This window comes from Polaribacter litoreus (assembly GCF_054584775.1).
In genome coordinates, this window is the sequence record NZ_JBTLRD010000029.1 from 1 (window position 1) to 8,099 (window position 8,099).

At 26.9% G+C, this 8,099-nt stretch carries 12 protein-coding genes; 1 reads left to right on the forward strand and 11 read right to left on the reverse strand.

What is annotated here, in order from left to right:
• Positions 1–210 precede the first annotated feature (210 nt).
• The 10 genes from ACW9UN_RS16435 to ACW9UN_RS16480 form a co-directional block, all read right to left on the reverse strand.
• Positions 211–933 (reverse strand): HNH endonuclease, encoded by a 723-nt coding sequence (locus ACW9UN_RS16435; protein WP_459487455.1) that lies wholly within the window; start codon positions 931–933, stop codon positions 211–213.
• Between the two features lie 147 nt (positions 934–1,080).
• Positions 1,081–1,635 (reverse strand): hypothetical protein, encoded by a 555-nt coding sequence (locus tag ACW9UN_RS16440; RefSeq protein WP_459487456.1) that lies wholly within the window; start codon positions 1,633–1,635, stop codon positions 1,081–1,083.
• Positions 1,636–1,851: 216 nt separating this feature from the next.
• Positions 1,852–2,397 (reverse strand): hypothetical protein, encoded by a 546-nt coding sequence (locus ACW9UN_RS16445; RefSeq protein WP_459487457.1) that lies wholly within the window; start codon positions 2,395–2,397, stop codon positions 1,852–1,854.
• 265 nt (positions 2,398–2,662) lie between these two features.
• Entirely contained in the window at positions 2,663–2,989 is a 327-nt protein-coding gene (locus ACW9UN_RS16450) for a hypothetical protein (protein WP_459487458.1), read from the reverse strand.
• Positions 2,986–3,357: a hypothetical protein gene (locus ACW9UN_RS16455; protein WP_459487459.1), complete on the reverse strand. Its 372-nt coding sequence runs from the start codon at positions 3,355–3,357 to the stop codon at positions 2,986–2,988. Before ACW9UN_RS16455 ends, ACW9UN_RS16450 begins: the two co-directional genes overlap by 4 nt.
• A 195-nt stretch (positions 3,358–3,552) precedes the next feature.
• Positions 3,553–4,095, reverse strand: a complete 543-nt coding sequence (locus tag ACW9UN_RS16460; protein ID WP_459487460.1) for a hypothetical protein — start codon at positions 4,093–4,095, stop codon at positions 3,553–3,555.
• Positions 4,096–4,697: 602 nt separating this feature from the next.
• Positions 4,698–5,219, reverse strand: coding sequence for a hypothetical protein (locus tag ACW9UN_RS16465; protein WP_422091787.1), 522 nt, complete (start codon positions 5,217–5,219; stop codon positions 4,698–4,700).
• 126 nt (positions 5,220–5,345) lie between these two features.
• Positions 5,346–5,837, reverse strand: a complete 492-nt coding sequence (locus ACW9UN_RS16470) for a hypothetical protein (protein WP_459487461.1) — start codon at positions 5,835–5,837, stop codon at positions 5,346–5,348.
• A gap of 164 nt (positions 5,838–6,001) precedes the next feature.
• Positions 6,002–6,364, reverse strand: a complete 363-nt coding sequence (locus tag ACW9UN_RS16475; protein ID WP_459487462.1) for a hypothetical protein — start codon at positions 6,362–6,364, stop codon at positions 6,002–6,004.
• Between the two features lie 2 nt (positions 6,365–6,366).
• Positions 6,367–6,594 carry a hypothetical protein gene (locus ACW9UN_RS16480; protein ID WP_459487463.1) on the reverse strand — a complete coding sequence of 76 codons (228 nt, stop codon included), beginning with the start codon at positions 6,592–6,594 and terminating at the stop codon, positions 6,367–6,369.
• Positions 6,595–7,228: 634 nt separating this feature from the next.
• Here ACW9UN_RS16480 and ACW9UN_RS16485 point away from each other — a divergent pair.
• Positions 7,229–7,489, forward strand: coding sequence for a hypothetical protein (locus tag ACW9UN_RS16485; protein ID WP_459487464.1), 261 nt, complete (start codon positions 7,229–7,231; stop codon positions 7,487–7,489).
• Here ACW9UN_RS16485 and ACW9UN_RS16490 read toward each other — a convergent pair.
• Complete coding sequence (locus ACW9UN_RS16490) at positions 7,482–7,832, reverse strand: hypothetical protein (protein WP_459487466.1); 351 nt, start codon at positions 7,830–7,832, stop codon at positions 7,482–7,484. The genes ACW9UN_RS16485 and ACW9UN_RS16490 overlap by 8 nt on opposite strands.
• Positions 7,833–8,099: the final 267 nt, after the last annotated feature.

The window sequence follows — 8,099 nt, forward strand, 5'->3', positions numbered from 1 at the left end:
TAATGAGAAGAAAAAAGTCGATATTATATTATTCATTAATTACTCAATTTATTTCTCGTTTTTTATTAATGCCAACGTTTTTGTGTATATATCAGTTGCGTGGTTTATTCACTAAAGTTAGCAAATAATTACTGAATGGAAAATCCGCGAGGATTTTCCAAAGTAGGCTAGAAGATAGCAATTGAATATACACGTTGTTGGCATTAGTAATTATTTTATTAATTTTTTTAATTCAGTTATTGTGTAAGCTGGATTTTTCTTATGTAACATAGAATGACAATTTGGACAAACAGGAATTAAATCTTTAATTGGGTCAATTTCATATTCCTTTTTAATAGTTGAAATTTCTTTTATGTGATGAACATGAATAAAATCTTTTCCAATTACACCATACTTTTTTTCAAAATTCATTTCACAAACTTGACAATCTAAACCATAAAATTCTAAACATGCGTTTCTTGCTTTTGTATTCCTTTCGTAAGCATTTACAATTATAGTTTTTGATTTACCTTCTAAAAAAGCTTCTTTAGTATTTTTTTCTCCCGGATATACTATTTCATTTTCTTTGTTTCCAGCTAATTTCAAATATTTTTCGTAAATTATTCTTCCACCTTTTATTCTACTTCCTGAATAACTTTCCCAATATTCAAAATGCTTTAATAATGAATTTAAGGCTTTAGATAATTCAGATTTTCCGTTTTCTTTATAAATGTTTTCAATAAAATATTCGGTTGCATATTCATTCGCTCTTCTTTTGAAAAGTTCTCCATTTCTTAAATGTTTATACAAATAAATATAGTCTCTTGCAGAATTTGGATTTACTCCTATATTTTCCAATTTTTCTACAGCTTCTTGCAAAGTTGTTTTTCCTGAAAATCTTTCTTTTGCTATTTCAAATGACTTTTCAACCATTTGATTAGTCATCTTTCCCATATTTTTGGTTTATTAATGGCAACGTTGATGTATAAAGTTTGTTGCGTTGATTAAGCGTAAAGTTAGTAAATATTTACTGAATTAAAAGTGTGCGAGAATTTTCCAAAATAAGCAAAATACAGCAATAAAATTTATACGGTGTTGGGCTTAGTTTTTTTTCCAAATTTTAAATTCATTTCTGACTATATTCAATATTTCAACCATAAATAAAAGTTCATCTATCTCATTAAAATTTTTATAATAACTTTCAGGATTATAATATTTAAATTCATTCGTTTTATTGAATTCTTTCACTTGTACAGTATAACTTACTCCATCTAATATGCTTATGGATTTATGAACGGATTCGTACTCAATTATTTCTTTACCTTTTCTATTTGTTTTAGTTTCAAAAATTGAATCTCTTCCTTGAATTTTCCAACTAATTTCTTCTTGATTTGGCAAATTCATAACTTTACTTCTCAAGAATTTTAGAAATATAAAGTCAAAATTGTTTTTTGGTTTTAACTTTTTCTTCTCAATTTTTAATTCAGTTTTATTAGGAATTTCAGCATAATGCTCATAAAATTCCGCTTTCCATTTTTTTCTCTCGTAATTATACATTCTAAAGACAGAAGAATAATTATTAATTCCTCCTCCAGAATATATTCTAATCTCTCTATTATATTTTAAAGTGTCTGTTAAGTTTAAATCTTTATTCAACAACTTTATATTTTGAGCTTTAACTCCAAAAGAAATTAGTAAAATGAATATCAAATAGTTCTTTTTCATAATTAAGCCCAACGTTGTTGTATATGGTTTGTTGCGTGTTTCAAGCAACTAATTTAGTAAATAATTACCGACCAAGAAAGTCCGCGAGGACTTTCGCAAGTAAGCAAGAAGCAAGCAATAAATTATATACGGTGTTGTAAGCAGTTTTTATTTCCTCACGAATTTCAACGTTTTGTATTTTGTATTGATTCCATATTCTTTTTTTGCTTCATCTCTTTTCATTTCTACGATTTCATAATTTTTTAAATATGGATTTGTTAGGATTCTTTCAATATTCGATTTTTTAATTTTTCTTTTTTTTCCATCCAAAACGATATAAAACTTTTCAAAAGAGTTTTCAGTTTTTGATTTAAAATATTTCTCTTCGTAAAATATTTCTCCAGTTTTTATGTTTATTAAACTATCTTTTTCCATTTTTAGTTCCGAACCGTACAAGTCAGTCGCCAAACTAAATATTCCTTCTTGTTTCGTGTTTTTATTTCCAGCTATTTTTAGAATTCCATTCTCATCTTTGTAATTCAAAGTGTTTGAGTTTCCTAAACAACCAATTAATTCAGTATGCCGTAAAATTGAATCATTTTCAATTATTATAACCCTTTTAGAACTTGCTCTATAAATTTGTTTTTTTGTCGCACAAGAACAGAGAAAAATAAGTAGTGAAATTATTAAAATTGGTTTTGAGTAATTATTCATAATTCAGTTCGATTTATTTCACTCGAAAGTATTTTTTTTATCTCTTTTAAAAAACTATAATTTAGTAAAACTATCTTTTGAATGAGTGAATGTCCTTTCCAATCTGGGTTTTTCTCAAATTGCTTACAACGTGTTTATATATGGTTTGTTGCGTGGTTTAAGCAACTAATTTAGTAAATAATTACTGACAAAGAAAATCCGCGAGGATTTTCGTAAGTAAGAAAAAAGCCAGCAATAAATTATATATGGTGTTGTAGTGCGTTTTTTATTTCCACCATTTCCTTTTTCCAAAGGTTTTATTTTCTTTTTCTGTTAATTCAACTTTTTTTCCAACTGATAAATATTCATAAACTTCCTTTGTTATATTATTTTTTAATTTCTCTATTTCTAATTCCATTTCACTAACCATTTTGGAAGAATAACCACCACTTCTGATGCAAAAAAATAATTCATCCAATTTACTTAATATTATAAATTCATCTAAACTAATTTCCTTATTTAACCATCTATCATTTGGTTCATTATAAAGTTCAGGTGAGTCAGAAGCTCCATTATATTTATGATAAATTGAAAGTTTTTTTAAATCAATCAATTTTTTATTTTAAACTGTTTCATTCTAATTTCAAAAACTAGTTTATTATTCACTTCAATTTGTTTCCCTTTGAGGTCATAAAATTCTGCAAAAACTTTGTTCTTATTTATAATTTCTAAAATTGTTCCTTTTTGTCCAATTTTCAGTTCACTATTTAAGTTTTCAGTAAGTTCAATATTTTTATAGAGTAATTTATTTTCAAGTACTTTTAGCTTCTTTTCAGGTTTTGCTTTTAACCCAAAAACTTTAACCCGAATAAATTCAATACATTTTTTAAATAACTTATAAATTCCAATTATAATTCCCTCGAAAATAAATTCCACAAATATTCGACCAATAATTTCTACTAAAAATTCAATTACAATCACAATTATTAATTAAGTTTTTCGATTTTCCTTAAATGCACTACAACGTTGTTGTATATGGTTTGTTGCGTGTTTTAAGCACCTAATTTAGTAAATAATTACCGACCAAGAAAGTCCGCGAGGACTTTCGTAAGTATGCTAGAACTAGCAATAAATTATATACGGTGTTACCCAACGTTTTATTCAGTTTTTATATTTTCAAATATCTATAAAGGATTTATTATGTTCCTTTTTTAAATATTTTTTAACTAATTTATTATAGCATTCCTTTTCAGATTCAGTTTCACAATTCATTCCGAATGTTTCAATGTTATACTCATTTTTTAATATCTTTTCTAATTCAGGATTAAAGCTAGTTAAACATTGAAAATATTTAATTTCTTTATTTTTTAAATCAGTTGCAAATCTTTTTTCCATCTTTTCACAAGTGTCTAATTCTCCATATTCCGCATAAATTTTCCCAATTCTAACACTTTCAAAAATTTGAATAGATAGAGATATATTTAAAATCAAGCATATTGTAAATCCAGAAATTGCTAATTTTATTAGTAAATTTCGCAATTTTTTACTCAAAAAAAATAATCCAATTGATAAAACTCCAATTCCAAAAAACAATTTAGAATATTTCAATTCTGGTGGCTCTAAACTATTTTCAGCTAATGCAAAATTTTTATTATATAATAAAAATATAAGCCCTAAAATTCCGAAAGCTAGAATTATATATTTCGTTCTTTTGTTCATTTTTGTTAATGTTGGGTAACGTTTTGGTGTATTATTTGTTGCGTAAATTTAGCAAAAAAAAACTATTTATACTAAAACTTTAGCGTTTCCGAGGTTTTTCGTAAGAAAAACCTGAAAAAGCAATAAATTTTACACGGTGTTATGTTTTGTTGCGATACGTTTGAGTAAGCAAGTTCAGATTCCGTTTTCAATTTTTTCACGCTTTTTTAATTTCCTTTTTTGAGCTTTTTTTATTTATTTTTAATTTCTGTTAAATTCCTTTTTTCGGAGTTAATTTTCAAGTTAAGATTCCGCATTGATTTTTAATTCGCGCGATATTTTTCCTCAGTTAATTTTTCACAAAACTTCAAGAATTCCAAAGTAGAGAAAATTCCCGCGTAAAAATTTCGCTCTGATTTGACTTTTTCAAAATTCACGAGAGAGTGTTCAGCATTTTTCTCCTGCGTTTAGATTTTCCTGAGCAATAAAACATAACGTGTTTATATATGGTTTGTTGCGAGAATTTTGCACTAAATTAATAAATAATTACTGACAAAGAAAATCCGCGAGGATTTTCGCAAGTAAGAAAAAAAGCTAGCAATAAATTATATATGGTGTTGGCATTAGTTTTTTTTCATTATTTCAATATATTCATCTTTCCAATTGTAAGCATTAATTTCTATACTTTCATCTATTGATTCAATTTCCGCAAATTTTTTGGCTTCTTTTTCGTTTTCAAATATATGATAAACATTTCCCCAACCTGTAAAAACATTTTTGTCAGTAGTTAGTATTTGTCCGTATTTCCGATTACAAAAGACTATTGCAATTTCATTTTCTTTCAGTTTAGGTTTTATTATTTCAGTTTCCTCTTTTTTCAACATATTGTTTATCCAGAAACTTCTGATTTTAAAAACTTGCTCCTCAATATTTGTAAATAAATCTCGATAAAATACTTTTTCTTTATTATCATTCTGAACTTTAATTTTCTTTGAGTCAAATTCAAAAGTTAGAAACTTATTCATTTCGTTAGGATATTGAACTTTCAATTCATTCTCTTTCCACTGATGTTTAATTTCAGGATGTTCAGAGAACCAATTGTCCATTTGTTTATGAAATTCTTTTCCTATGTCTTTTCTGAACATTTTTTCTTAATTAATGCCAACGTGTTTGTACAAGGTTAGTTGCTGTGGTTAAGCACTAAAGTTAATAAATAATTACTGACAAAGAAAATCCGAGAGGATTTTCGTAAGTAAGCTAAAAGTAAGCAATTAATTTTGTACGGTGTTGTGTATAGTGTTTTTATTCAAGTTGATGGTTTTCCACAAGATTAAAATTCCGATTAATGTTATTATAATTCCACCTATTAAAAATGAAATTCCCCAACTTTCAGCGAAAATTCCACAGAAATAATTCAGATATTGATGAGTGATTCCAGTTAAGAAGAATCCATTCATTGCAATTCCAATCACGATTAAAAAAAGTAACATCGTGTTAATAATTCCAATTTTATTTTTCCAATTAATTATTCCGATTATTAAAATTCCAACTAATATAATTCCTAAAGTCCAAAACGCTCTATTGGCAAAAAATTGACCTACACTTTCAGAGGTTAAGGATTCAAATTTTTCCCAATTCTGACTCATTAAAGCATCATATTTCTGACCTTGAGAAGCCACATATAACCTTTGTATTCCATTTACCAAAAAAATCATAGAAATGGATTCTAATATAATGAGTTTTATGTTTATTTGTTTAGTCATTTCTGGCATTATACACAACGTGTTTATATATGGTTTGTTGCGTGGTTTAAGCACCTAATTTAGTAAATAAAAACCGAATAGAAAATCCGCGAGGATTTTCGTAAGTAAGCAAAAAGCCAGCAATAAATTATATATGGTGTTGGCAATAGTATTTTTTACTTAATTCAAATTTCTTTTAAATTTTTTAGAGTTTCAATTTTTGGAATTTCTATAGTTTCAGATTTTCCGTCAATTGAGTAAAACTCTAATTCAGTCGGCATTTTGTCAGTTCCGAATAATGATATTCCAATTAATTCTCCGCTTTTACCTTTTCCAGCGTAATCTATTATTAACTTTCCGTTTTGAATTTCCGAGTTAAATGTTTTTCCAAATATTACAGTCGGACACTTTCCACAACCACATCTTGCAATTACTTTTAGATTTCCGATTAGATTTGTCCATTCCGCTTTTTCTTTTTCAAACAAGTATGACAGAAATTCAATTTCGTATTTTGTCAATTCTCGTTTGTTTGGAATACTATATTTCATTTTTAAGAATCTATATTTTCGGTAAAATTCAAAATTAATTCAATTGTATTCCAATTTTCTACAGAGTCAATTGCTATTCTATTTATTAGTTTTTTTTCTTTTTTGAAAACTTTCAAAGTATTGATTGACTTAATAATTTCAACGATTCTTTGAAGTGCAACATCTTTATTATATTCTTTACTTTCAGTAAGAATTTCAATAAATTTTATTTTTTGTTCTTCGAATGTCATATATTATTGCCAACGTTAGCGTATAAATTACAGTTGCGGAAAATCGGTACGATTTTCCGATTGAGACTGAAAGATAGAAAATTGCAATGAATTTCCGTAGGAAATTCAGCCGCAATTGAATTTATACATTGTTGGTTGCAGTTTTAATTCAGTTTTTTGAGGTTCATTCAGAGTTTGTTTTGCGTTCTGCTATTCAATTCCATGTTATGATTCCGCAATTTTGGAATACGATAGAGTAGCAGTGATCAATTCACGTTTTTTAAATTCCGCTCAAGTTGATTTCTGCGCACAGTTCCGTTTTACATTTTTCAATTCAGCGTTACGTTTCGGTCTCGAGTTTTAAATTCAGTTTCTGCGCAAAGTTCCGCTGTTTTCAAAGTTCAGAATTCACACGATTTATACGTTTAGTTTTTAATTCCGCTATTGCAACCAACGCCTGTGTGTATGCTTTGTTGCGTGGTTAAGCAATAAAGTTAATAAATAAAAACTAACCAAGAAAATCCGCAAGGATTTTCGCAAGTAAGCTATTTACAAGCAATAAAATATACACGTTGTTGTAAAAAGTTTTTTTCCGTTTTGTTCATGTCACAATTTTCGTTTTAAATTTCCTTTTTTTTGATTAAAAATAAATATTATGTCAAAAATTGAAGATGTTATTAATTTAGATAAACCAGAAGGAATTAATACTTCTTTTAAAAATTCTAAATTTTCCAAATTTTTAAAATCTGATTTAAAAGACTTCGTAAAAGAAAATTTTTTGCAATGTCACTTTTCCGTTATTTTAAATAAAGCAGAGTATATTTCCTTCATAAACAACTCTGACAAAAAATTACTTTGTGCAATTTGCGCCTCTATAGAAATGACTAGAAAATATTTGAGCAACCAAATTATTTAAATTGGGAAGTATTTTTTAATAGGTATTCAATTGTCTCGTATACTTCATTGGTATTAGTTAAATATTCTAATTCTTCTAAACAGGTGTTTATGTTTTTTTTATTTCCATCGTTTAAATTTTTCTGAATTAAAAAAATGTTACAAGCTTTTCCAATACTTTTCTTTATTGTTATAAGTTGTTTATGGTATTCTTTTCTTTCTTTTTCAATCTTACTATCTTCGAGTTTAAAGAGTTTTTTTAGTTCCATTTTTGAATGTTTTTTCAATCTCCTGTCAAGTTTTCTTGCTCTATTCATTAAGTTTTCAAAATTAGCTCCTTTTAATTCTTGTATATGTCCTTCCATTTTTATTTTTTGTATTTTTATCTTCAGATTTGAGTGAGTAATTTTTTACAACGTACGGGTTGTATGGTTAGTTACGTTAATTAAAGATACTATTTTCCTGATAATTACTAAAAAAAAAAATCGCGAAAAAAAATTTCGCAAGTAGACAATTAGCAGTAATTAATTATACAGCAGGTTAGTATTCGTTGAGTAGAAATAGCCTGATTAGTTTCCCAAAAAAGCCGATTAAAATTGTTTTTTTTTCTTCTTCACAAAAATGGGATTTAG

Excerpts from the sequence above, each read along its gene's own strand:
- ACW9UN_RS16485 (WP_459487464.1), top strand. The coding sequence starts at position 7,229 with ATGTCAAAAATTGAAGATGTTATTAATTTAGATAAACCAGAAGGAATT.
- ACW9UN_RS16435 (WP_459487455.1), bottom strand. The coding sequence starts at position 933 with ATGGGAAAGATGACTAATCAAATGGTTGAAAAGTCATTTGAAATAGCA.
- ACW9UN_RS16460 (WP_459487460.1), bottom strand. The coding sequence starts at position 4,095 with ATGAACAAAAGAACGAAATATATAATTCTAGCTTTCGGAATTTTAGGG.
- ACW9UN_RS16480 (WP_459487463.1), bottom strand. The coding sequence starts at position 6,594 with ATGACATTCGAAGAACAAAAAATAAAATTTATTGAAATTCTTACTGAA.
- ACW9UN_RS16445 (WP_459487457.1), bottom strand. The coding sequence starts at position 2,397 with ATGAATAATTACTCAAAACCAATTTTAATAATTTCACTACTTATTTTT.
- ACW9UN_RS16465 (WP_422091787.1), bottom strand. The coding sequence starts at position 5,219 with ATGTTCAGAAAAGACATAGGAAAAGAATTTCATAAACAAATGGACAAT.
- ACW9UN_RS16470 (WP_459487461.1), bottom strand. The coding sequence starts at position 5,837 with ATGACTAAACAAATAAACATAAAACTCATTATATTAGAATCCATTTCT.
- ACW9UN_RS16490 (WP_459487466.1), bottom strand. The coding sequence starts at position 7,832 with ATGGAAGGACATATACAAGAATTAAAAGGAGCTAATTTTGAAAACTTA.
- ACW9UN_RS16475 (WP_459487462.1), bottom strand. The coding sequence starts at position 6,364 with ATGAAATATAGTATTCCAAACAAACGAGAATTGACAAAATACGAAATT.